Below are 24,132 nucleotides of genomic sequence, written 5' to 3' on the forward strand. Positions count from 1 at the left end.
CGGTTATCTGCCTATTTTTAATCAGTTTTTTAAAAGTGTTATATGCTTCGCAGTTTAAGCCTGTGTTACAGGAATACGTAACTCTTTGGGCAAACTAAAGGTAATATTTTCTTCACGGCCAGCCAGCTCTTCAGGTGCTGTTGCACCCCAATCCTGTAAGCGCTGTATCACCTGTTTAATTAAAATTTCAGGTGCAGATGCACCCGCAGTTACACCAATTTTTGTATTTGCTTTAAACCATGCTTGGTTTAATTCATCGGCATTATCCACCAAGTAGGCTTGTTTCCCCATACGCTCTGCTAGTTCGCGTAAACGGTTAGAGTTAGATGAGTTCGGCGACCCCACGACCAACACCACATCACACTGATTAGCCAAGTCACGTACAGCATCTTGACGATTTTGGGTGGCATAACAAATATCGTCTTTGCGTGGCCCTTGAATATTCGGATATTTTTGGCGCAAGGCATCAATGACTTTGGCAGTGTCATCAATCGACAAAGTAGTTTGTGTCACAAAAGCCACTTTATCTGGATGCTGAACCGCAAGTGCAGCCACATCATCCTCATCTTCCACCAAATAAATTTCGCCACCATTTTTCTTGTCGTACTGCCCCATCGTGCCTTCAACTTCTGGGTGGCCTTCATGCCCAATCAAAATGGCTTCGGTGCCTTCACGCGCATATTTAGTGACTTCGATATGCACTTTGGTGACCAATGGACAAGTCGCATCAAACACTTTTAAACCACGACGTTCTGCTTCTTGTTGTACTGCCTTAGATACACCGTGCGCACTAAAAATCACAATGTTGTCATCTGGCACTTCGTCCAGCTCATCGACAAAAATTGCACCGCGCTGACGCAAGTCGTCCACCACAAACTTATTGTGTACCACTTCGTGACGTACATATATAGGTGGGTTAAAACACTCAAGGGCACGATTTACAATCGCAATTGCTCGGTCTACACCTGCACAAAAACCACGTGGATTCGCCAATACAATTTCCATAGAACCCTCTATGTTGAAGTTAAATAGGTGGGATGTTTAAAAATTTATGCCAACAAAAGCCATCTTGGCTATTTTGTTTAAGGGGCGTCTACTCTAAAATAGAGAAGATATTTTATCATATCAGGAAAAATATCATGTCGGGTCTATTGTTTGTCGTTTCTGCCGCTTCAGGAACAGGCAAAACATCCCTCGTTAAAGCCCTGCTTGAGCGTGTAAATAATTTACACGTTTCAGTTTCTCACACAACACGTGGTCAACGTCCCGGCGAACTCGATGGTGTGCATTATCACTTCACGCAAAAACAAGATTTTATTGACTTGGTAGAACAAGGCGGTTTTATTGAGTACGCAGAAGTGTTTGGCAATTATTACGGCACAGCCCAAACCACAGTGAAAGATCAGTTAGCCAAAGGTCACGATGTATTACTGGAAATTGACTGGCAAGGTGCGCAGCAGGTACGTAATCTTTTTCCTGAATCGAAGCAAATTTTTATTCTCCCACCAAGCCAGTTCGATTTACGCGAGCGCTTGTCTAACCGTGGCACAGATGCTGTTGAAGTGATTGAGCATCGTTTAGGCTGTGCGGTGGAGGATATGCAGCAATATGTCAATTTTGACTATGTGATTATTAATGATGACTTTAATAAGGCACTGCATGATTTAGAAGCGGTCATTATTGCTAACCGACTGGTTTTGGCACAACAAGCCAACCGTCATCAAGAGTTGATTCAGAAATTAATTAGCCCACCAACGGCGTGATTAAAACTTGAGTCTATAGACAAAGCACCTTATACTGCACAGTCTGTTTAAATTTATTATTCGAACGAGAATTCTTATGGCACGCGTTACCGTTGAAGATTGTTTAGACCATGTAGACAACCGCTTTGAGCTTGTACTAGTGGCAAGCAAGCGCGCGCGTCAATTGGCACGTCAAGGCATTGAACCAACTGTAGAATGGGACAATGACAAGCCAACTGTAGTGGCATTACGTGAAATTGCTGTGGGTCATGTGTCTAAAGACATTTTGAAACAACGTGATCAAGACTATCAAACCTCAAGTCTTGACCTCGCACTTTCAGCAAATAACTTGAATTTAGATGGTTTTTCTTTCCAATAAGAACAACTTTCTGAAAAAGCCTAGTTTTTTACTAGGCTTTTTTGTTGCCTGAACTTTAATCTTGGGCCAAAAACCGTTATAACATAAGGATTAAGATCTTATTTTAAATGGTCTAAAGACCCTATATTTTGGCATGAAAAAATTTGACAAGTCATGCAATATGCTTTTCATTATAAGGTCTAACTGTATATTCGTTATCACTTGTATTTTAAAGGGTGTTATATGCCAGGCACGATGGTCAGCCAAGCCAAACAACAGCTTCAAACCATGATCGAACCTTACCTAAGTGTAAGTGAAGTCGAACAGGTGCTTACGGCTTGCGATTATGCCGAACATGCGCATGATGGCGTTACCCGTAAAAGCGGTGAACCGTATGTATTACACCCTATTGCGGTGAGTTGTATCTTGGCACACATGCGTTTGGATGCCGACACCTTGATTGCTGCACTATTGCACGATGTCATTGAAGATACCGACTACAGCAAAGATGACATCACAGAGAAATTTGGGCGCACAGTTGCTGAACTAGTCGATGGTGTGACCAAACTTAGCCATTCCAGTGACAAGGAATACAACAAAGCCGCATCGTTCCGTAAAATTCTGCAAGCGACCTTACAGGACCCACGTGTCATTATTGTGAAATTGGCAGACCGTTATCACAACATGACCACATTGGATGCCTTGCGACCAGATAAACGTGCCCGTATTGCTCAAGAAACCTTTGATGTATTTGTGCCGATGGCGCGTATTGTCGGCATGAATGAAATGGCCGATAACCTCGAACATCTGTGTTATCAAAACCTTGACCTAGATATGTATAACGATGTGCAAGCTGCCCTTTTGCACACCAAGCCAAAACGCTGCGAATACCAGTCTAAATGGGAACAAAATCTTGCCGACCTGCTGCAAGACAATCAAATTACAGGCCGTATTAAAAAGAAAAATAACAATATTGAATTACTGCGCCACTTTGTTAAAAACGATATTGATCTACAAGAACTGACCCACAGCCACGCCTTTGAAATTATTTTACAAAGCATTGCCGACTGTGACCGTTTGGCTGATATTTTACGTGACAGCTTTCAAGTCTTGCATTATGAAGATCATATCCGTCGCCCACTGCCAGGCGGTAACCAATCGCTCATGATGCGTCTAAAAGGTGAACAAACCACCTTATCACTTACCATTCAAACTGAATTGATGCGTAAAGCCGCACGTTTTGGTGTGGTCTTGGGTGAAAATGCACCGCAAGCCTGCCGTTCTGCCATTCAAGCCTCTATGCAAAGCTTGAACGTATTGATTGATGGTGAATGCGCTAAAACTACATTTAGCGATTTACTGGATTATCTACACCAAGAGAAAATTCATGTTTATACACCGCACGGACATTTACATGAATTGCCGCAAGGCGCCACCGCAGTTGATTTTGCCTATGCAGCCAGTTTGTTCTTAGGTAACCATGCCGTCGGTACAAAAATTAATGGTGAAAGCAAACCACTTTCCACACCACTCACCAGCGGGCAAGTGGTCGAAATCATTACGGATGTTTTAGCCACACCAAACCCAGACTGGCTGAGTTTTATTAACACTCAAAAAGCCCGTCGTGCCTTACAAAATATTCTGCGTGATCAGGATATTGAAGAACAGCGTTTGGTGGGTCAGCAAGCGCTTAACCGTGCGCTGAAATTATTTAATCACTCGATTCAAGACTTAACTGAAGCCGATTGGTTAAATGTGTTGCAATGGCGTCATATCGACTCCAAAGACCGATTATTTGAGCAAATTGCAGTCGGTGATTTATTGCCACAGTTAGTGGCAAATCACATTTACGCACTCGATCAGGACAGCAGCGAACATTCTGACCGTCTGATTCAGGGCACAGAAGGCATTGACGTGAAATATGCGCACTGTTGCAACCCTGTGTTGGGCGATCCAATTCAGGGCAACTTGTCACGCCGTGGCTTGATTGTGCATCGTGCGCGTTGCAACAACTTACTGCATGAGCAACATCAGCATCCTGAAAATATCATGCCGCTACAATGGACCTCGGAAGATGTAGATGACGTGAGTTTTACGGCTTATCTCAGCATTGATATGGATATGAATGACGAGCAAATTTCCGATTTGATCTATCAATGTCGTAAGGCCAAAACGGGAGTAGAAATGGTACGCAGCCATGATGGCAAAACCTATGTGAATATTGTGGTGAATAACCGTAAGCAAATTGCCAAAATTATTCGTGATTTGCGTATGCACTTCGGTTTCCCACGAATTAGCCGTTTAGCGCGCGCCATCAGCATCGCAGAAGAAGCCAAAGCTTGTTAATTTAATGTGGCTACATAGTTTGACTGTGCCGTACATTCACCAATTTTGCATTATAGACTCAACAGGCTACTGAAATGCAGTCGGATGGTCTATGATGTCCGTACATTATTTTAGGAGAAATCAATGTCTCGCCAAGTCATCCATACTGAAAATGCACCTGCAGCAATTGGTACTTACTCTCAAGCCATTTTAGTGGGCAATACTGTTTATTTATCAGGTCAAATTGGTTTAGACCCATACAGCATGGAATTGGTAGAAGGCATTGAAGCGCAAATTCGCCGCGTGTTTGATAACTTAAAAGCCGTTTGTGAAGCTGCGGGCGGATCTTTGGCCGATATTGCCAAGCTGAATATTTTCCTGACGGATTTATCTCACTTCCAATTGGTCAATCAAATTATGGGAGAATATTTTGCGCAACCCTACCCTGCACGCGCAGCGCTGGGTGTAGCCAGCTTACCTAAAGGTGCATTGGTTGAAATGGATGGTGTGGTTATCATCAACCCATAAACTCCTATTATTCAATTGGTTAAAAATCACTAAGTGATGCCACCTATCAGGTGGCATTTTTTTATTCAAAAACCCAATCACGATAAATGACTTTTTAAATGATTTTTATTGACAAACGATAATAATTATCAATAATAACACTTATCTTATTTCAATTATTGTGGTTGCATTCATGTACGTTTGCTTATGCCGTGGTATTACAGATCAAGACATCAAAGAAGCCGTTGCCAATGGTGCAGAGAGCTATCGTGAAATTCGCGATATGTTTGACTTAGGTACGTGCTGCGGTCGCTGTGCACCTGAAACTCGTGCCATCATCAGTGATGAAATTGCTCAAATTGCTTCTCGTCTCGCCATTGCTGCATAAAGCTGCCGTTTTATTGCTCTCCCGCATTTCAGTATTATAATTTTTACTCAGTGTTTCCTCTCCCGCTTTCGACTACAGCGGGTTTTTCTTGTCTTACATTTCTTCACACCGCCTAGCTAATTGTTTTTGATTGCGATTTTCATTTGCGGTCTGGGGTCTATTTATACTTCATCTACGTTTGCGACGACGCATATTTTTTAGCTGATATAAGGCATGGGACAGGAAATTTAGTCATTCTAAATGACTGGCACATAACGCAATAGCAGCAAAAAATATGCTTGTCCCCTTGCGCAGCAAACAAAGCAGTGCTTTGTTCTTGCTCATGTGGCTAAAACTTTCTCAGATTGCGTTATGAAACTTGGCAATAGTCTCGCTATTCCCTTCGTTTCATGCCTGATCTGCTCAGTTTTAGCCGACAGCGCAAACCATTTGTGAAGTATAAATAGCCCCTAAATCACTCGCCATTTTGCCCAGTCTTGTTTAAGATAGAAATATAGATTGCCTTAAGCGGTTTAAGGCAGAAATTGTTGATGGAGTGCTGCAATGAAAGGCAATCGCGATGTGATTAATCAGTTAAACCAAGTGCTATATCATCACCTGACTGCAATTAACCAATATTTTTTACATTCACGTATGTTTAATGATTGGGGCATTGAACAACTCGGCTCGGCTGAATATAAAGAGTCGATTCGTCAAATGAAACATGCTGACAAAATTATTGAACGTATTTTATTTTTAGAAGGGCTGCCAAATTTACAACACTTGGGCAAATTGTATATCGGTCAGCATACAGTTGAAGTTTTGAATTGCGATGTTCGTAAAGTCCAAGAAAATATTGAAGCGATTCAAAAAGCGGTGGTTTTAGCAGAGCAACAATTGGACTATGTAACCCGTGATTTGGTTCAGGAAATTTTAGAGAAAGAAGAAGAATATTTAGATTGGGCAACGACACAGCTTGATTTGGTTGAAACTGTGGGTATTGAAAACTATATTCAAAGCCAACTCTAAGATTCATCTGGTTTAGATAACTCAAAAGACTGGTTTTCCAGTCTTTTGTTTTTTGGGGCACTTTACCTAAAATTCAGTATCTTGCCTATCTCTAATGAAGAAGCTCTCAATATCAATATATTTTACTTATGCGCATTTTAAATTCTTGGATTTATAAAAAAGTATTTATAACGCAAAAAAATGTTTCATGGGTTGCATCTGTTGATGCAATATCCGAATAATAAAAATTCCATAATCCTGTTTTTTATAAAAAATAGCATGTTGATGATGATCGTGACGGCGTATTCCCTCGCCAATATCTACACATGCATAACCAATCAGCGGTGAACTCACTAACAAATGAAAGGTATTTTCCAAATGTTGCGTGTATTGGTCAGCTTGAGCTACACCAAAATTAAGTAAGGTGTATTCATAAATAGCTGTGAAGTCGTCGACAGCTAAATTTGATAGCTTATACACGATGCTTCTGCTTCACTTGAGCCGCAATATCTTTTAGGCTAAGTGTACTTTCTCCACTGTTCTCACCTGCTTCAATCGCTTGCTTTAAAGCTGCAGTTTGATTTTCTTGCTGCTCCAATAATCTTAGTGCAGATCGCATCACTTCACTGGTTGAACCATAACGTCCAGATTCAATCAGTTTGCTCACAAAGTTATCGAGTTGTGGGCCAATTGTTACACTTGTAGTTCTCGCCATCAGCATGCCTTATTGTGTGAATAGATCATACAATTCTAACACAACTCCCTTTATCTGAACAAAAGTTCAGCATCTCTTTAAATTTTCGCACATGAAATCAATTTTATAATGAATACCCCCTCTCTTTTTAAAGAGAAGTTGGGAGAGATTTTCAACATTGAAAATTTTCACCATATTTGGCTCACTATTTTCAAATCCCCCCTCCTTGCGCTACACAAATCAGCGCTGCTCTGCTTCATCCAACAAAGTTGCATAATCCACATTCACCTTGCGCAAAATGCTTAACAACCATAATTGCTTTTTAGCTTCTGCCTCATAACCGTTAAACGCCAAGACCCGCGCATATTTCAATAAATCGTAAGTGGTTGGATAGTTCAATACAATTTCATGAATCTCTTGCAGCTGTTCAGGCGTTTGCTGACTATACGGATTTAAACGAATCCACTCAATGCGGCGGTTAAATTCTTCTAGTACAAAAATACGGTCTTGATGGGTGATTTTTTCAGGTGTGTGTTCATAGCGTACCGACTGATTCAGTTTTGGTACCATCACTTCATAATCACGATAAATCAGCACCAATAACAATGCACCTACCACAAAAGTGCTGCGTAAATATAGCGGAGATAAAGTAAGACCTTTCACTACACGCTGTGACTGAATCATGCCGATGATAAAACCTGCAGGCAGCAGAAAATAGGCATAGTTTTGTGGAAATTCCAGCATGGCATGTACGCTAAAAGCACCGACCATTAAAATCCCCACAACCGATTCGACCGACTGGGTATATTTATGCAGCTGGTAACCCCAATAGCCCAAATACGCTAAAAATGGCACGCCGAGTATCACACCATTCCAAAGTAAAAAATCCAAAATAAAATTGTGTGCGCTGCGAATCCACACAGGACCTTGTACAAATTCACTGATCGTCACATAAGCCACACTGGTTTGATGCCAACCATAGCCCCACCACGGTTGATGTTCAATCGCAGCGAGCATTTGCTGCCAAATTGCCAAGCGCGACATATCACCTGTGGCGCGTTGTACCACATCACGAGATTGCACCGAAAGGTCTGCACTTTGTGAGAGTAGTTGACTGAAAGCAGGTGCGATAAAAATCAGCCCGATAAATGCGGCAAACCACAGTAAGCTATAGCGCCATTTTATCCGCATCACGCCACGGTATTGCTGATAGCTCAAATAGGTTAAGAGACACAGCGACGCCAACCATGACGTTCGCGATTGACTCAGTACCACACCGACCAAAATCATGGCAGCAGCAATCACAATCCACACGGTTTTAATTTTTTGTTTTTCGTATAAATATAGGCATGCCATGAGTGACATCACTAAAAAGGTCGCCATGTTATTGGGTTGAGCAAAATTGGCATAAGGACGTTGTCCAATTTTAATATCCACCATAACAGGTAGGTATTGATCGAGTGTGAGCCACTGGCAAATCGCCATGAATGCGGTGATACTTCCCACGCCAAGCAGCACATAACTAAAGCCTGTGAAGATGCGTTCACGTTCGCTGTTGTTTTGCGTGAGGTTGTAGCCAAAAATGATTGCTAGCCAAAAACTGAACATATACACGCTGCTGAGCAAGGCTTTGTCAAAGAAATAAACCAAGCCAAAGCCCCACTGAATAAAGGGAACACTGCACAGTGCCAGTAAGGGCAGACTGATTTTAGGTATCTGTAATTTTTCTTTGAATAGGCAGACTGCAAGGGCAAACAGGGCAAAAAATGCGTAAAGTTCGCCTGTATAAGTGACCCACGGACGGTAGTGAATGGGTAATAGCCATGCTAAGGAGATGAGTATGGCAGCCAAAAATAGCAATGCAGATTTCATAGGAAAAATAGACCAAAAAACTGGCTCTATCTTATATTTTTTTAGGCAAGATGATAGTGCTTTGTGTGGCAAGTTTGATTGAAATTCTGCCAGTTTTGCAATGGAAAGATTGCGAGGAGAATACTTAGATTCCCCATTTTCAACTTAAGATATTATTTCCATGGTCTTAAGTCTACAATTTTGATGACACTCGCAGTTTCTTTATTGACTAAAACCACCATATCTACTGCATTGGCTTTTAGCGGTAGCCAAGTATCTGCTTTTGGATATTTGGCTAAAATTTTTTCAACGTCTGTTTTGGGGTTGTACTGTTGCAGTTCTACAAGCGGTAATGCACGTTGTTGGATTTGGTTTTTAGCTTGCGTGAGTTCTACATACCGTTCTGGACGCTGTGCAATAGAAATACCACCTAAAACTTCTGCAAACATTTCATCATTGCGTTGTTGTATGTCTTTGGCGAATTCAGTTGCCACATATTGCGGCTTAAACCATGAAGGTTTTTGGAATTGTGGCTGTGCTTGCTGAATATTAGTATCAACCAATTCATTTTTTCTAACCAATTCAAAACGATCTACATTATAAACCAACCATACAGGGCGACCTTGTTCAATGCTATATACGCCATAACATAAAGCCGCGATTTGAATCAAAATAATGACCGACAAATCAAATTTTAAGGTTTTTTTATGTTCTTTATAGACAAGCAACCCAAGTAATGGACCAATAATAATATCAATAGCAAATAACATTAAAATGATATGAGTTACGCCAACAGCTTTTGCAAGTGGTGTAGGATACCAACAGTAAAAAATGAGTCCAAGCAACACCAGAGCAACGATAAAGGACAACGTTAGATGCTTGATAAAAAAATGTATACGCTTTGTCATAACCAATTACTTCACATTTGGGCCTGATAGATCATCATGATTTTTTAAAAATAGTGATGCAATATCATTGCTATTTTTTGTAGGAATTTTAGATAAATCTTCAAATAAAGCATTTTTATTATACAAGGCATTTGACACCTCAAAATAATGATTTGCCTTCTCAAAATTCTCATTAAAGTAGAATATTTGTGCCATTTTAAATAAATTATAGTAGCTCGGTTGGCTAACCACGTAATACTCAAATACCTTTAATTCATCTTCTGCATACCGCTTATCAATTTTTGCAATAATAAACTCAGCTCGGTCTGCAAATTGAGAAAAAACAATTGATTTTTTATGTTGTGATTCACCTGTATTTTCCATACCAGATGCATAGCCAAAGTTCGTCAACCACTGATCATACTGTTTAAATATTAAAGCATAGAAACAAATTGAAATAAGAAAAATACATTGCTTTAATTTCTCATTAACTAAAAAATTTTTACAATTACAATCGATCAGTAATAAACCAATAAAGAAACCTAATGGAAATAAAAAATAGCTATAATACAAAGGGAACTCAAGCTGAGCATGCACCAATATACATAACATCATCATAAACACATATAGTTGTGGCAAACTATGAATACTTAAAAAAATTCGTTTTATAACATACAAGCTATATCCAACAATTAAGAGGGCTAATGGAATGCCCACCCACAAAACTAAATCAATCATTATATTATGTGCGCTAGATAAATTGCCTTCATTTTTAAATAATAAAACACCTTCTAACTGTGCGATTGTTGTTTGAAACCAACCATACCCTAACCATGGTTGTTGCATCGCGGCATAGTACATATGCTTCCACATTTCAATACGACCTAACCCACCATTCAGTCGTTCTTGCACTGGAATTGGCTTAACTAGATTTAGATATTCAGAAATTTCAGCATTAAATATAAAGATAAATAAATAGGTAAATAGTGCAGTTAAAGCGATGTAAGGCGTCGATTTTTTTTCAAAAGGAATTTTTTTAACGATGCAAATAATAAATAATACAAATAATATAACCCATGCCGTTCTCGATTGAGTTAATGCAAGTGCCCAAACTTCAAATGGGAGTAACAGAATTAAAAATATGTTTTTAGACTTCATATGCTCATATAAATATAGAAGACTACAAATACTGAGCATAAGCAATGTTGCCAAATGATTCGGCTGACCTAAATTCGCATAAGGTCGATTGTGACTTAAATTTAAAATATAAGAATGAGAGATTTGAAGCCATTGTGCTATGGCAAATAAGCTACTAATAAATCCAACTACAGTAAAAAAGTATGCAATATACTTAATTATATTTTCTTTTTCTGCTAGCTGAATACTGTTATATCCATAGACAATTGAAGCTAAAAATCCAAATAGAAAGCAGATGCTAAAGAAAGCAGTCGAAAAATAATAAACTTGGTCAAATAAAAATTGTGTAAATGGGATTAAACAAATAATAAATACTGGAATTAGTAAGATTGGGATATTAACATTTTTTTTATAAAATATGATAAGAAATAATAAAAGCCCTAAAAACCATAAAAAATCTTGCAAAAATGAAGTCCATGGGAAGACTGACAGACCTATAAAATAAGACAGACCAAAACAAAGAAAAATAGCAAGAATTATAATATTCATATTAATTTAATTCGTAAAAAAAAGCTGACCGAAGTCAGCTTTTTTATATAATTATTAAGATTGTGCTACACGGCATGATGCAGGCAAATATTTAGCCATTTCACCAGCTTTTGAAGCTTCTGGACCACAAGACCATTCTTTAATTAAAGCACCAGCATTGTTACCCGGTGTTGTAGTGGTACCAGAAACAACATCATTTGTTAATTCACCATCAGCAGTTAATGGTGTCATAATAATTTTTTGACCTGAAGCCTTCTTAAGTTCATTAGTTGTCGCTAATGTAACTGTAATACGACCAAGCGGATTGGTATTTTGTACTGCAATTTGCTGTACATACTTAGTTGCCCCATCACCTGATGCGGCACCTTGCTCACAACCCCATTGACCAGCTTCAGGAATAACACCTGAATCAACTGCTTCAGTCACCGAGGTACGACAAGAAGACGCAGCTAAAATACCTTCAGACACTTTAGAACGTACTGTATAGTCTTGGTAAGCAGGAAGTGCAACCGCAGCAAGAATACCGATAATCGCAACCACAATCATTAATTCAATAAGAGTAAAACCCTTTTGTACTGTATTCATAACATTCTCCACAAATGTTTTTTGTTTATTTATAAGCTTTGTAAGCTATTTTAATCTTAGCACTAAACGTGCCAACTTTTATTATAGACAATTCTCACAAAAAAACAGCATCTTACACATAAAAAATTTTTCATATTCAAACTAACTGTTTATTTATGTTAAAAAGTGACAATAATTGTCAGAGTAAAAACTTGAATTTAACAAATTTTGTCATTTTTTGAGAACTGCATCACATTTTAAATTATTTCATCATCTGTTTATTTATTTGATTTATATTTCAGCGAATTTAAGTTGTGTGCGATGGGTCTCTTTTTACTTTTCAACGTCTGCTTTAGACATGGTAAACCATCTACGGCATAAAAAGGAAAATTCTAAAATTGCAAAAGGAAAGGTTTTATAGAAAAAATTATGACAAAGCCCTCCCCTATCTTTCAAAGAGAGGGACATAGATTGACAGAAATCTATCCCAAAATAATCGGCGCATTCCCCAATTCATTTTGCTTATCTAGCAACTGGCGGTCATAAAAATTATCCAAAATTTCACCAATTTCTTTCACACCCGTTATCACTGCCTGCCTATACTGCTGCTGTGCCAAACCCTGTACAATATGCGCACAGACCTCATCCCACACCTGTTGCGTGGTTGCCGTTTTAATACCACGGTCAATCACAATTTCCACTTTGCGTTCACACAAATTCAGGTACAGCAAAACGCCGCTGTTTAGTTCAGTATCCCAAACACCCAATTCTGCAAATAATTGGCGTGCGCGGGTATGCGTATCTATCGCATACGCCAACCGCGAGGGTAAACAACCTTCAATCACCACCTGAATTTCACCCACATGCCCATGTTCTGCAGCAGTCACGGCTTCTGCAATCGCATGTTGATCTTGCGCATTAAAAAAACGTTTGGTGGCAGGTAAATAAAAGAAATGCTTCAGCCAACGCTTTACACTCGGACGCGCTTCAATGTCAATTTTCGGTTGGGTAATAATTTCTGTTGTATCGGTTGTTGTTACCATGATCCTGATGCTCCTCCCCCACCAAAGCCACCGCCTCCGCCGCTATAGCCGCCCCCACCACCAAAACCGCCACCGCCACGTCCGCCACCACGACCTGCAGAGGACAAGAATATTTGGAAAATGGTCTGTGCAATAGCGGTGATAAGTAAAAAGAAAATCCCTGCGCCAATCATTAAACTGGTGATTAAGCCTGCACCATTGACCAAACCTGCCACTGTACCTGCTACGGCTGCGGTTGAAGCACTTAAGCGTTTTCCGACAATCAGTGAGCCAATCACCCCTGCAATTAAAATAAATAAAGCGCTGCTCAAGGTTTTTTCACGCGCGTGTTGTTCTTGTAAGGCTTGTTCCTGACGTTGTTTCAACTCTTGTGCAGCCTGTGCAGCAACTTCAGGGTCTAGGTTTAAAATCCGTTCGATTTCTGCCAAGCCTGCATCAATGCCTTGTGCATATTGGGCTTGTTTAAAATACGGCGTAATGCGCTGGTTAATAATACGGCTCACTACAATATCAGGCAGCACGCCTTCTAGACCATAACCCGTTAAAATCTGAATACGGCGATCATTAACTGCAATTGCCATTAGCAAACCGTTGTCTTGCTTGGCAGAACCAAGTTGCCATTGTTCTGCGACACGCATGGCAAAATCAAAAATATCTTCCTGCCCTGTGGTCGGAACAATCACCACGCCTATTTGTGCTTTGGCTTGTTGATGTAAATTTAAAATTCGCTGGCTGATTTGCTGTTTTTCTGTGGCAGTCAGCAAATTGGCTTGATCCACCACGGGCAGATTTAAGGTCGGCAAAGCACGGATGGACTCACCTTCTGCCATATCATTCGCAATTTGTGGTTGCTGAACAGGCGTTTCTATAGGCGCTTGCTGAGTGCCTGATGTAGTCTGACCTGAATTTACTAAATCAGGAATAGGGTTTGCACTTTGAGGATGCTGTTGCTGCACAATTTTACCCAGCACTACCGCTTCGGCAGTTTCATCGGTTGCGGTGGCAACTTCACTATATGCCAAGCAGCTGAAACACATCACCATGATGAGCAGCAATATTTGCCCAAGGTTCATGTGGGTTTTGCTGTGCGATAGCAGCATTCAGTCATCCTCCCTATGCATTATTCAAACGAAACTTTAGGTGCGGTTTGTGCGCTTTGTTCTGCGCTAAAGTTTGGTTTGGTGTCCATGCCAATCACTTTAGCGGTCATGACTTGTGGGAACTGACGTGCATAGCTGTTAAAGTCTTGCACTGTGCTGATGTAACGGTTACGCGCCACGGCAATACGGTTTTCGGTGCCTTCTAGTTGTACTTGTAAATCACGGAATTGCTCATTGGCTTTTAAGTCTGGATAATTTTCAGACACCGCAATTAAACGTGATAAGGCACTGGTCATTTGCGCCTGTGCTTCCTGATACTTCTGGAATAGTGCTGGGTCTTCAAGCACAGCTTGATCAACCTTTAAACCTGCCACATTGGCACGTGCCTGAGTGACTTCAGTCAAGACTTGTTCTTCATGTTTGGCATAGCCTTTCACGACATTGACCAAGTTAGGTACGAGGTCGGCACGGCGTTGATATTGGTTTTGTACTTCTGACCACGAAGCAGTGACTGCTTCATCTTTCACTTGTAGCGTGTTATAGCCACAGCCACTTAAAGTTAATGTACTGGTTAAGGCCACTGCGAGCATGGTTTTTTTTGTGAAATTCATAAATCAACCTCTAAATTTTCTTTGTATTTGTTTGAAATAATTTCATTCTAACGTGAAATTCTGACGTGTTTGTGTATTTTGTTTAATCGAGCGAATCAGCAAATTGTTTACATCAAACAATAACCTTGTACAGCAGATTGAATTAATATTGATGGTACTTATCTTACATCACATATGGTTCAAGGATGGCAATATATTCCACAAGAAGATGAGCTGGATAAAATATCCAATAAAAAAGGCTGAATTCCTTAAAACTCAGCCCTTTCAAGATCTAAACAAAACAAACTCGTTTAGATCTCTAAATAATCTAAAATACCTTCTGCCGCCTGACGACCTTCCCAAATTGCAGTCACCACCAAATCAGAACCACGTACCATATCGCCCCCTGCAAAAATTTTCGGGTTAGACGTTTGGAATTTGAATGTTTGCTGTTCTGCTGCAACCACACGACCTGAACCATCTACCCCAATATTGGCAGTGCTAAACCAGTCTGCAGGGCTGGCACGGAAACCAAAAGCAAGTAATACGGCATCGGCAGGTAAAACTTCTTCTGAACCTGGTACAGGCTCTGGACTGCGACGACCACGGCTGTCTGGCTCACCCAATTGTGTGGTGACCACTTTCACACCTGTAACCTTACCATTTTCTCCGACAATTTCAATTGGCTGACGATTAAATAAGAAGTTCACGCCTTCTTCACGGGCATTGGTCACTTCACGGCGTGAACCTGGCATATTGGCTTCATCACGACGGTAGGCACAAGTGACTTGCTGCGCACCTTGACGAATAGAAGTGCGGTTACAGTCCATGGCAGTATCCCCACCACCCAGTACAATCACTTTTTTGCCTTCAACACTGATGTATTCTGCAGGGTCTTTTTCCCAGCCTTGGCAACGGTTGACATTGGCAATCAAGAAATCCAGCGCATCATAAACACCATCTAAATCTTCACCTGCAAAGCCACCTTTCATATAGGTGTATGTGCCCATACCCATAAATACGGCATCATAATCTGCAAGCAATTGGTCAATGCTGATGTCTGTACCAATTTCAGTATTTAAACGGAATTCAACTCCCATGCCCGAGAAAATTTCACGGCGACGCTTCATCACGTCTTTTTCCATTTTAAATTCTGGAATACCAAAGGTCAGTAAGCCACCAATTTCAGGGCGTTTGTCAAAGACTACCGGTTTGACGCCATTACGCACCAAGATATCGGCACAGCCTAAACCTGCAGGGCCTGCACCAATAATCGCTACTTTTTTATCGGTCCATTTCACATGAGACATGTCTGGACGCCAACCCAAGGCAAAAGCTGTATCGTTGATGTACTTTTCGGCATTGCCAATGGTCACTGCACCAAAGCCATCGTTCAAGGTACATGCACCTTCACACAAACGGTCTTGCGGACAAACACGTCCACATACTTCAGGCAGTGTATTGGTTTGGTGGCACAATTCTGCTGCCTGAAAAATACGGCCTTCCGAAATCAGTTTAAGCCAGTTTGGAATGTAGTTATGCACAGGGCATTTCCATTCACAGTATGGGTTACCACAGCCCAAACAACGATGGGTCTGATTCGCCGCTACTTCTGCAGTAAACGGTTTATAAATTTCCACAAACTCATTTTTGCGGACATCGAGATCTTTTTTCTCTGGATCTTGGCGTGCTACATCCAGAAATTGAAAGTCATTATGTAGGCGTTCTGCCATGTCTTTCTCCGTAGGTGGATGTGGATAACGCGACATTTACGCTGGGTATAAGTCTAAAGTTATCCACACCTGCCGAATGCTGAGTCGTGGATTATTGTGGATCTGCTTGGGTAGTTTTCAACAAAGTCTGCAAGTTGGCAGCTTTTGGTTTCACTAACCAGAATTTACGGCTATAGAAATCAAACTCATGGCGGATCTTATACGCCCACGCACTGCCTGTTTCGGCAATGTGTTCATCTAAAATACGTCCTAAGAATGCTTTATGTTCTTCCATCGCTTCCGTTGAAATACGATTCAGCTCAATCAGTTCGTGGTTGTAATGGTCAACGAAGTCATTATCTAAATCGAGTACATAAGCAAAACCACCGGTCATACCTGCACCGAAGTTATGACCCACTTTGCCCAATACAGTCACAATACCGCCTGTCATGTATTCACAGCAATGGTCGCCTGCCCCTTCAATGACCGCAAATGCGCCCGAGTTGCGCACCGCAAAACGCTCACCTGCCGTACCTGCAGCAAATAATTTACCACCAGTTGCACCATAGAGGCAGGTATTACCAATAATAGCCGTATTCTGCGTTTGGAATGGCGAACCTTTTGGTGGGAAGATGGAAATACGTCCACCCGCCATGCCTTTACCAACGTAGTCATTGGCATCGCCTTCAAGTTTGATATGCAAACCACCTGCATTCCAAACACCCAAAGATTGTCCCGCAGTACCAATAAGATTCACTTTGACAGGATGATGTTCCATGCTCAAGTTACCATAACGACGCGCAATTTCACCTGAAATACGCGCACCAATTGAACGGTCACAGTTGCTCACGTTAAAGTAATACTCGCCGCCTGTACCTGCTTCAATTGCAGGCAACATCTCTGCAATCATTTTTTCAGCCAAGATGCCTTTGTCAAATGGCGCATTGCCTTCAACCTGACAGTATTGCGCTTTGCCTTCTGCCGCAGGGTGCGATTCCAACAAAGCACTTAAATCTAAGTGCGCATGTTTTTCGGTTTCACCTGGTAAAATTTCTAGCAAGTCGGTACGGCCAATCAAGTCTTTCAAGCTCGCCACACCCAATGCGGCTAACCATTCACGAGTTTCTTCAGCAATAAATGTGAAGAAGTTGATCAGCATTTGTGGTTCACCAATATAGTGTTCCTGACGCAAATGATCTTGCTGCGTTGCTACACCAGTAGCACAGTTGTTTAAGTGGCAAATACGCAAATATTTACAGCCTAAAGCAATCATTGGTGTTGAACCAAAACCGAAGCTTTCTGCACCTAAAATTGCAGCTTTAACCACATCTAAGCCAGTTTTTAAGCCACCATCGGTTTGCACACGAACTTTGCCACGCAAGTCATTCACACGTAATGCCTGATGCGCCTCACTTAAACCCAACTCCCACGGTGAACCTGCATGGTGAATAGATGACAGTGGCGATGCTGCTGTACCGCCATCATAGCCCGAGATGGTAATGAAGTCGGCATAGGCTTTGGCTACACCTGCTGCAATGGTCCCCACACCTGGTTCAGATACCAACTTGACTGATACCATGGCTTGTGGATTGACTTGTTTTAAATCAAAAATCAATTGTGACAAGTCTTCAATCGAATAAATATCGTGGTGTGGTGGTGGTGAAATCAAAGTTACACCTGGCACAGAATAACGTAACCGTGCAATCAACCCATTCACTTTACCGCCTGGTAACTGACCACCCTCGCCTGGTTTTGCACCCTGTGCCACTTTAATCTGCAACACTTCTGCAGAGGTTAAGTAAGCAGGTGTTACCCCAAAACGCCCTGAAGCAATCTGTTTAATTTTCGAGTTACGGATTGTGCCGTAACGTGCTGGGTCTTCACCACCCTCACCTGAGTTTGAACGTCCACCAATGGTGTTCATGGCAATAGCAATGGCTTCATGCGCTTCCGGCGACAAAGCCCCCAAAGACATCCCCGCAGAGTCAAAACGTGGCAAAATTTGCTCAACCGATTCCACTTGATCTAAAGCAATTGAATTGTCTGTTTTCAATTTAAAGAGATCACGAATAGTCGCAATAGGGCGATTGTTCACGATTTCTGCATATTCTTTAAAATCTGCATAATTGCCAGAACGTACCGCTTTGTGTAATGCATTAATCACATCTGGATTAAAAGCATGGTATTCCTTGCCAAAGACAAATTTCAGCAAACCACCCTGATCAATTGGTTTACGTGATTTCCACGCAGTGTCTGCCAGTTTTTTCTGATCATTTTCAAGGTCGGCAAAAGTAGCGCCCTGAATACGGCTCGGTACACCAATAAAGCAGGTATTCACCACTTCAGCAGACAAACCAACCGCTTCAAATAATTGTCCACCACGGTAAGAGGCTACAGTTGAAATACCCATTTTTGATAAGACTTTGAGCAAGCCTTTTTCAATACCTTTGCGGAAATTGCTTTGTGCATAGACTGGGTCGCCCAATAATTCACCTTTGGCAATCAAGTCATTGATCACATCATAAGCCAAATATGGATATACCGCTGTTGCACCAAAACCGAGCAATACTGCAAATTGATGTGGATCACGGGCAAAGCCAGTTTCAACAATAATGTTGGCATCGGTACGTAAACCAACTTGAATTAAGTAGTGATGTACTGCACCTGTGGCCATGACGGCATTGGCAGGCAAATAACCTTCACGGATTTTTTTATCGGTAAGCACCAATAAAGTTTTTCCATCACGCACTGCTTGCGCCGCAGCTTCACAAATACGCTGAATAGCGGCTTGTAAACCTTCACTTTCTGCATAGTTCAGATCGATGTCGGCAATTTCATAGCCTTTACGCCCTAAAGTGCGAATCTGATGCATTTTGGAATTGGTCAGTACAGGGCTTGAAATAATCAAGCGGTCTGCATGTTCTGGGCCTTGCTCAAATACGTTTTGTTCACGGCCTAAACAGGTTTCCAAAGACATCACGATAGATTCACGCAATGGGTCAATCGGTGGATTGGTTACCTGTGCGAACTGCTGACGGAAATAATCCGACACATGGCGTACCTGACGCGACAATACCGCCATTGGGGTGTCATCCCCCATTGAACCCACAGCTTCCTGACCACTTTCTGCAATTGGACGCAATAACTGGTCACGTTCTTCAAAGGTCACCATAAACATTTTTTGTGCAGCTTTTAAGGCATCGCCTTTTAAACCGTGATCACATAAATATTCTTCAAGCTCTGGGCTACCTTGTAAACGGATTGAATTTTCACGTAACCATTCACGATAAGGACGCATTCTTTTCAGATGGTTATTCACATCCTGCGTATCTAGCACTTTGCCAGTAAAGGTATCGACTACCAAAATTTGACCTGGACCAACACGTCCTTTAGAAATCACATCTTCAGGCTCATAACCCCACACCCCAATTTCAGAGGCCAAGGTGATGTAGCCGTTTTTGGTAATCACCCAACGTGCAGGACGTAAGCCATTACGGTCCAGCATACAGATTGCATGACGGCCATCCTGAATTACTAAACCTGCTGGGCCATCCCACGCTTCCATGTGCTTAGAGTTGAACTCATAGAAAGCACGTAAATCGGCATCAATGGTTTCTACGTTCTGCCATGCAGGCGGAACCAGCATACGCAAGGCACGGAATAAATCCATTCCCCCACCCACCAGAATTTCCAGCATGTTGTCTAAGCTAGAAGAGTCAGAACCTGTACGGTTCACAATAGGCTTCAGCTCAGTTAAACCTGGCAAAAGTGGGTTTTCAAATTTAGGCGTACGTGCCATCGCCCAGTTACGGTTTGCGGTAATGGTGTTAATTTCACCATTGTGTGCCAAATAACGGAACGGTTGTGCCAATGGCCAACGTGGTAAGGTGTTGGTCGAAAAACGCTGGTGGAATACCACGATATGTGATGCCAAACGTTCATTGGCAAGGTCCGTATAGAAGTCTGCAATCGCAGCAGGCATCATCAAACCTTTATAACTGATCACAGTTGAACACAAGGTGGTCACGTAAAAATATGGATCGGCAGTTAATTGCTGCTCTGCACGACGACGTGCCAAGAATAACTTGCGGTTAAACTCAACTTCTGTCACACCAATTGGGCAGTTGACAATAATTTGCTCAAAGGCAGGCAAAGATTGCATCGCAATTTCGCCCAATGCCTCATTATTGGTTGGCACCACACGCCAAGCCAGAACTTTACAGCCTTCGGCTTCAATTTCTTTAGTCAGAATATTTTTAGCATGAGTCGCCAAGGCAGGGTCTAGGTTTAAAAACACTGTACCTACGGCAAAGATTTCGCTTAGGGTAATGTCACTTAAGCGTTTTGCCTCTTCACGGAAAAATTGCTTTGGCATTGCCAACAGCAAACCACAGCCATCCCCTGTTTTACCATCTGCGGCAATCCCGCCACGGTGGGTCATACAACTTAAACTATGAATAGCCGTTTTGACGAGATCATGGCTTGCATCACCCTGCATATGGGCAATTAAACCGAAACCACAGTTATCTTTAAACTCATCCGGTTGGTATAAACCTTGAGCGGGAGCTACAGTATTAGGCGATGGCATGTGCATAGCGTACCCTTCTTTTACTTGCCCAATTGGGCCAATTAAACAATCTAGTTTTGCGATTTAACTCAATTTACTTCTCTAAACATCAATCTTATGTAAATGAAGTTTCACGCATTTGTTTAAGTCTGATTTGGCTTAAACCTCAAACGTGTCATTCATCATTTACACAACTTTTACACTTTAATGTAGCAGGCAAATTTGACAGTTTCGCACAATCATTGAATCTTTTTTGCGCCAAAATAGGGACAACAACTCAATTCACGCACCAATAAAAGCAAAAACAATGCCAACTTTAATTTTTAGTTATACACGCGCTAAACATCAGCATCATTCAAGAAAAATCGTAGTTAGTTCACATTTTTGCTATAAATTCGCACCATTTTTGTGCACTTCATTATTTTTATACACCATGCTGCGCCATTTTAGAACGTATTTTTAATCCAGGATGATCAATTTTTTAGATCAAATTGGTGCAATGGAGCTAAAATAGCTCAACTTAAAAATAAATGAAAAAGATGAGTAAAAGTGATGCTTAAGCAGTCGCTTAATTACAATATTGGTGCAAGAGGCTGAGAGGAATTTAAATTATTAATTAAAAGGGTCGTGCACTTCTTCAGATTCTGGTGCATCAGGCTGAACCTGAGCAGGAACAGTACCGCTTTGAGATTGCTGCACATCCACCACATTACCTGCCTGATCACGACGTGTAATTGTGGTACTGGTGGTGCTATTTTGCGGTGAAGTAGGCTGGGCACTTGCTGCTGTATTTGGTGTCGTCTGCGGACGTGTTAAGACACTTTCATCTATTTTTGGCACAGCAGCAGGCCGTAAATTTACCGCATGCAATTTGGTATTTAGCCCCATCTCATCTGCCCCTAAGTCATTCACATAAGGGATATAATCTTCCCATTGCACAACAACAGGCTGAATGGTTTCAGGAAACTGGAAAGGTAAATTCGCAAGGTCTTGAGTGGCTTCACGTTTATTTTTATAGTTGCCATACAGCATCACATATTGTTCTGCCTGTCCCTCGCCACTTAAACGAATATAAAATAATTTACTGCGTTCAGACTGTTTTTTGATAAAGCTTTTAATGACATTTTCATCACTGACTCGAAACAGCTCAATACTACTGTTATTCTTTTGTTCCTGAATGAATTTTGTGCCACGAAATTCAGCTTCATGCACGCCTGATGCTGTTAAGCGAGTAGTCAATTCCAATGGACGAACTTCTTCAAGCAACCCACCTAAGTATGTGGTTGCTGCCACTTTTTCAGGCTGAATTTGTAATTCAATTTCAGACTCGGGCTGTTTTTCAATTTCAACCAGCTCTTCACGGTCAGTCACTGCCCAGAAAATAAGGGCTGCCAATAAACACAGCACCGCACCCAGCAACCAAATCGACTGTTGAATTTTTTGCCAGTGTGTACGCAGTGCTGTCATAAGCTGCCTTTATGCTTGGTTAGCTAAAATTGCCTGTTTCATCAATTCCAGATCAAACTCTTTGGTGATGATGGCTTGACCCAATTGCTTCATCAAGACCAAACGTAATTGACCATTCAGCACTTTTTTATCGTGTGCCATGTAAGCCAAAAACTGGTCCAGTGGAATCTGTGGACATACTATCGGTAAATTGGCTCTAGCAATGATATTTTTTGTACGCTGCACATCTTCTGCAGAAATCCAGCCCATTCGCTGTGATAAATCTGCTGCCATCACCATCCCTGTTGCCACAGCCTCGCCATGCAACCATTCACCATAGCCTAAATATGATTCAATAGCATGCCCAAAGGTATGACCTAAATTCAGTAAAGCACGCTCGCCCTGCTCTTTTTCATCATTGGCGACAATACGAGCCTTATGTGCACATGAGCGATAAACAGCTTCTGCCAACAACACAGGATCTCGTGCCACCAAAGCCTCCATGTGAGTTTCCAACCATGTTAAAAACTCAAGATCACCCAACAGTGCATATTTGATGACTTCAGCCAAACCTGCTGACAGTTCACGCTCAGGCAAGGTATTCAGCTGAGACATATCTGCCAGCACCACTTGTGGCTGCTGAAATGCACCAATCATATTTTTGCCTAGTGGGTGATTAATCCCTGTTTTACCGCCGACACTAGAATCGACCTGCGACAACAAGGTGGTTGGTACTTGAATAAAATACACCCCACGCTGGAAACTTGCCGATGCAAAACCTGCCATATCACCAATCACACCACCGCCTAAAGCCAACACGGTGCAATCACGGTTAAAGCCTGCTTCCAACAGCGCATCAAAAATAAGGGTCAAATGCTGGATATCTTTGTATTTTTCCCCATCAGGCAAAATACATGTTGCCACTTTCTTTCCAAGTGCTTCAACGGCAGTCACATAATGACTCAAATACAAGGGTGCAACTGTGGTGTTGGTGACAATCATCACTTGCTGCCCCTTAATATAAGGAGCCAATAAGTCTTTGGGTTGAAGGTCACTGCCTATGAAAATGGGATAACGGCGATCGCCGAGTTCAACATGTAAAGTTTGCATGAAAAGAGTCGCTTTCTACCTAAGATATTTGCTCTGAAACAATCGTATTTAAGATTTTTTGCGCCAAATCTCGCGCAGCACCCTGATTGGTTTCAATAATATAATGTGCTACTTCACGATACAACGGATCACGTATTGCAAGCAAATCACGTAGTCGTTGTTCGGGATTTTCGACTTGAAGTAAAGGGCGGTTTTTGTCGCGATAGGTTCGCTGGAGTTGAATTTCGACAGGAGTATAAAGATAAACAACAATGCCGCGTTGTTTTAAAAACTCACGATTAGGGGCTTGAGTTACTGCACCACCACCTGTGGCCAGCACAAGTTTATGTCGCGTAGTTAACTCATCAATGACCGCTGTTTCACGACTACGAAACCCTGATTCCCCTTCTTTTTCAAAGATCCATGGAATCGTTGCACCTGTTTTACGCTCAATTTCATGATCACTGTCTAGAAATTCACGCCCTAACAATTCTGCTAAATGTCGTCCTACAGTGGTTTTGCCTGCCCCCATCGGTCCTACCAAATAGATATTTGGTAGGGTTTCAAACTCTTTGCTTAGCAAGGAGTCACCTATA

At 41.6% G+C, this 24,132-nt stretch carries 21 protein-coding genes; 6 read left to right on the forward strand and 15 right to left on the reverse strand.

Annotated elements, in window-relative coordinates:
• Nucleotides 1-54: 54 nt before the first annotated feature.
• Nucleotides 55-1,005, reverse strand: a complete 951-nt coding sequence (gene ispH, locus ACNS8M_RS12330; protein ID WP_016658473.1) for a 4-hydroxy-3-methylbut-2-enyl diphosphate reductase — start codon at nucleotides 1,003-1,005, stop codon at nucleotides 55-57.
• A gap of 134 nt (nucleotides 1,006-1,139) precedes the next feature.
• On the opposite strand from ispH, the gene gmk reads away from it, so the two are divergent.
• From gmk to bfr, 6 genes are all read left to right on the forward strand, one after another.
• Entirely contained in the window at nucleotides 1,140-1,763 is a 624-nt protein-coding gene (gmk, locus tag ACNS8M_RS12335) for a guanylate kinase (protein WP_419224861.1), read from the forward strand.
• A 76-nt stretch (nucleotides 1,764-1,839) separates the two neighbouring features.
• Nucleotides 1,840-2,121 (forward strand): DNA-directed RNA polymerase subunit omega, encoded by a 282-nt coding sequence (gene rpoZ / locus ACNS8M_RS12340; protein ID WP_004896248.1) that lies wholly within the window; start codon nucleotides 1,840-1,842, stop codon nucleotides 2,119-2,121.
• A gap of 222 nt (nucleotides 2,122-2,343) precedes the next feature.
• Entirely contained in the window at nucleotides 2,344-4,446 is a 2,103-nt protein-coding gene (locus tag ACNS8M_RS12345) for a RelA/SpoT family protein (protein WP_419224862.1), read from the forward strand.
• Nucleotides 4,447-4,569: 123 nt separating this feature from the next.
• Nucleotides 4,570-4,953, forward strand: coding sequence for a RidA family protein (locus tag ACNS8M_RS12350; RefSeq protein WP_156189568.1), 384 nt, complete (start codon nucleotides 4,570-4,572; stop codon nucleotides 4,951-4,953).
• Nucleotides 4,954-5,125: 172 nt separating this feature from the next.
• Nucleotides 5,126-5,320: a bacterioferritin-associated ferredoxin gene (locus ACNS8M_RS12355; RefSeq protein ID WP_178866789.1), complete on the forward strand. Its 195-nt coding sequence runs from the start codon at nucleotides 5,126-5,128 to the stop codon at nucleotides 5,318-5,320.
• A 543-nt stretch (nucleotides 5,321-5,863) separates the two neighbouring features.
• Nucleotides 5,864-6,328 (forward strand): heteropolymeric bacterioferritin subunit Bfr, encoded by a 465-nt coding sequence (gene bfr, locus ACNS8M_RS12360; protein ID WP_131260631.1) that lies wholly within the window; start codon nucleotides 5,864-5,866, stop codon nucleotides 6,326-6,328.
• Between the two features lie 165 nt (nucleotides 6,329-6,493).
• On the opposite strand, the gene ACNS8M_RS12365 is transcribed toward bfr, so the two are convergent.
• The 14 genes from ACNS8M_RS12365 to aroK form a co-directional block, all read right to left on the reverse strand.
• On the reverse strand, nucleotides 6,494-6,787 hold the full coding sequence (locus tag ACNS8M_RS12365; RefSeq protein ID WP_070153485.1) for a type II toxin-antitoxin system RelE/ParE family toxin: 294 nt from the start codon (nucleotides 6,785-6,787) through the stop codon (nucleotides 6,494-6,496).
• Nucleotides 6,780-7,022 carry a type II toxin-antitoxin system ParD family antitoxin gene (locus ACNS8M_RS12370; protein ID WP_004974509.1) on the reverse strand — a complete coding sequence of 81 codons (243 nt, stop codon included), beginning with the start codon at nucleotides 7,020-7,022 and terminating at the stop codon, nucleotides 6,780-6,782. The genes ACNS8M_RS12365 and ACNS8M_RS12370 overlap by 8 nt, the downstream gene beginning before the upstream one ends.
• A 219-nt stretch (nucleotides 7,023-7,241) precedes the next feature.
• Nucleotides 7,242-8,873: a Wzy polymerase domain-containing protein gene (locus tag ACNS8M_RS12375; protein ID WP_419224863.1), complete on the reverse strand. Its 1,632-nt coding sequence runs from the start codon at nucleotides 8,871-8,873 to the stop codon at nucleotides 7,242-7,244.
• 152 nt (nucleotides 8,874-9,025) lie between these two features.
• Nucleotides 9,026-9,760 carry a TfpX/TfpZ family type IV pilin accessory protein gene (gene tfpZ / locus ACNS8M_RS12380; protein ID WP_419224865.1) on the reverse strand — a complete coding sequence of 245 codons (735 nt, stop codon included), beginning with the start codon at nucleotides 9,758-9,760 and terminating at the stop codon, nucleotides 9,026-9,028.
• Nucleotides 9,761-9,766: 6 nt separating this feature from the next.
• Nucleotides 9,767-11,425, reverse strand: a complete 1,659-nt coding sequence (locus ACNS8M_RS12385; RefSeq protein ID WP_168390235.1) for an O-antigen ligase family protein — start codon at nucleotides 11,423-11,425, stop codon at nucleotides 9,767-9,769.
• 54 nt (nucleotides 11,426-11,479) lie between these two features.
• Complete coding sequence (locus ACNS8M_RS12390) at nucleotides 11,480-12,010, reverse strand: pilin (protein ID WP_168390234.1); 531 nt, start codon at nucleotides 12,008-12,010, stop codon at nucleotides 11,480-11,482.
• Nucleotides 12,011-12,471: 461 nt separating this feature from the next.
• Entirely contained in the window at nucleotides 12,472-13,032 is a 561-nt protein-coding gene (locus tag ACNS8M_RS12395; protein WP_419224866.1) for a TPM domain-containing protein, read from the reverse strand.
• Nucleotides 13,026-14,132: a TPM domain-containing protein gene (locus ACNS8M_RS12400; protein WP_419224867.1), complete on the reverse strand. Its 1,107-nt coding sequence runs from the start codon at nucleotides 14,130-14,132 to the stop codon at nucleotides 13,026-13,028. Before ACNS8M_RS12400 ends, ACNS8M_RS12395 begins: the two co-directional genes overlap by 7 nt.
• 20 nt (nucleotides 14,133-14,152) lie before the next feature.
• The gene (locus tag ACNS8M_RS12405) at nucleotides 14,153-14,743 is read right to left on the reverse strand and encodes a LemA family protein (RefSeq protein WP_168418454.1); all 591 of its coding nucleotides are present in this window, start codon (nucleotides 14,741-14,743) and stop codon (nucleotides 14,153-14,155) included.
• Between the two features lie 290 nt (nucleotides 14,744-15,033).
• Nucleotides 15,034-16,455 carry an FAD-dependent oxidoreductase gene (locus ACNS8M_RS12410; RefSeq protein ID WP_419224868.1) on the reverse strand — a complete coding sequence of 474 codons (1,422 nt, stop codon included), beginning with the start codon at nucleotides 16,453-16,455 and terminating at the stop codon, nucleotides 15,034-15,036.
• A gap of 91 nt (nucleotides 16,456-16,546) precedes the next feature.
• Entirely contained in the window at nucleotides 16,547-21,022 is a 4,476-nt protein-coding gene (gltB, locus tag ACNS8M_RS12415; RefSeq protein ID WP_419224869.1) for a glutamate synthase large subunit, read from the reverse strand.
• Nucleotides 21,023-21,613: 591 nt separating this feature from the next.
• The gene (locus tag ACNS8M_RS12420; protein ID WP_419224870.1) at nucleotides 21,614-22,468 is read right to left on the reverse strand and encodes a hypothetical protein; all 855 of its coding nucleotides are present in this window, start codon (nucleotides 22,466-22,468) and stop codon (nucleotides 21,614-21,616) included.
• Between the two features lie 9 nt (nucleotides 22,469-22,477).
• The gene (gene aroB, locus ACNS8M_RS12425; RefSeq protein ID WP_168460758.1) at nucleotides 22,478-23,557 is read right to left on the reverse strand and encodes a 3-dehydroquinate synthase; all 1,080 of its coding nucleotides are present in this window, start codon (nucleotides 23,555-23,557) and stop codon (nucleotides 22,478-22,480) included.
• A gap of 19 nt (nucleotides 23,558-23,576) precedes the next feature.
• Nucleotides 23,577-24,119 carry a shikimate kinase AroK gene (gene aroK / locus ACNS8M_RS12430; RefSeq protein ID WP_096901281.1) on the reverse strand — a complete coding sequence of 181 codons (543 nt, stop codon included), beginning with the start codon at nucleotides 24,117-24,119 and terminating at the stop codon, nucleotides 23,577-23,579.
• Between the last annotated feature and the right edge of the window lie 13 nt (nucleotides 24,120-24,132).

It is taken from the genome of Acinetobacter sp. A2, from assembly GCF_048537555.1.
GTDB lineage: Bacteria > Pseudomonadota > Gammaproteobacteria > Pseudomonadales > Moraxellaceae > Acinetobacter.

What these genes read in the sequence shown, in the direction of transcription:
- ispH (WP_016658473.1), bottom strand. Translation starts at nt 1,005, where the DNA reads ATGGAAATTGTATTGGCGAATCCACGTGGTTTTTGTGCAGGTGTAGAC.
- gmk (WP_419224861.1), top strand. Translation starts at nt 1,140, where the DNA reads ATGTCGGGTCTATTGTTTGTCGTTTCTGCCGCTTCAGGAACAGGCAAA.
- rpoZ (WP_004896248.1), top strand. Translation starts at nt 1,840, where the DNA reads ATGGCACGCGTTACCGTTGAAGATTGTTTAGACCATGTAGACAACCGC.
- ACNS8M_RS12345 (WP_419224862.1), top strand. Translation starts at nt 2,344, where the DNA reads ATGCCAGGCACGATGGTCAGCCAAGCCAAACAACAGCTTCAAACCATG.
- ACNS8M_RS12350 (WP_156189568.1), top strand. Translation starts at nt 4,570, where the DNA reads ATGTCTCGCCAAGTCATCCATACTGAAAATGCACCTGCAGCAATTGGT.
- ACNS8M_RS12355 (WP_178866789.1), top strand. Translation starts at nt 5,126, where the DNA reads ATGTACGTTTGCTTATGCCGTGGTATTACAGATCAAGACATCAAAGAA.
- bfr (WP_131260631.1), top strand. Translation starts at nt 5,864, where the DNA reads ATGAAAGGCAATCGCGATGTGATTAATCAGTTAAACCAAGTGCTATAT.
- ACNS8M_RS12370 (WP_004974509.1), bottom strand. Translation starts at nt 7,022, where the DNA reads ATGGCGAGAACTACAAGTGTAACAATTGGCCCACAACTCGATAACTTT.
- ACNS8M_RS12375 (WP_419224863.1), bottom strand. Translation starts at nt 8,873, where the DNA reads ATGAAATCTGCATTGCTATTTTTGGCTGCCATACTCATCTCCTTAGCA.
- tfpZ (WP_419224865.1), bottom strand. Translation starts at nt 9,760, where the DNA reads ATGACAAAGCGTATACATTTTTTTATCAAGCATCTAACGTTGTCCTTT.
- ACNS8M_RS12385 (WP_168390235.1), bottom strand. Translation starts at nt 11,425, where the DNA reads ATGAATATTATAATTCTTGCTATTTTTCTTTGTTTTGGTCTGTCTTAT.
- ACNS8M_RS12390 (WP_168390234.1), bottom strand. Translation starts at nt 12,010, where the DNA reads ATGAATACAGTACAAAAGGGTTTTACTCTTATTGAATTAATGATTGTG.
- ACNS8M_RS12395 (WP_419224866.1), bottom strand. Translation starts at nt 13,032, where the DNA reads ATGGTAACAACAACCGATACAACAGAAATTATTACCCAACCGAAAATT.
- ACNS8M_RS12400 (WP_419224867.1), bottom strand. Translation starts at nt 14,132, where the DNA reads ATGCTGCTATCGCACAGCAAAACCCACATGAACCTTGGGCAAATATTG.
- ACNS8M_RS12405 (WP_168418454.1), bottom strand. Translation starts at nt 14,743, where the DNA reads ATGAATTTCACAAAAAAAACCATGCTCGCAGTGGCCTTAACCAGTACA.
- ACNS8M_RS12410 (WP_419224868.1), bottom strand. Translation starts at nt 16,455, where the DNA reads ATGGCAGAACGCCTACATAATGACTTTCAATTTCTGGATGTAGCACGC.
- gltB (WP_419224869.1), bottom strand. Translation starts at nt 21,022, where the DNA reads ATGCCATCGCCTAATACTGTAGCTCCCGCTCAAGGTTTATACCAACCG.
- ACNS8M_RS12420 (WP_419224870.1), bottom strand. Translation starts at nt 22,468, where the DNA reads ATGACAGCACTGCGTACACACTGGCAAAAAATTCAACAGTCGATTTGG.
- aroB (WP_168460758.1), bottom strand. Translation starts at nt 23,557, where the DNA reads ATGCAAACTTTACATGTTGAACTCGGCGATCGCCGTTATCCCATTTTC.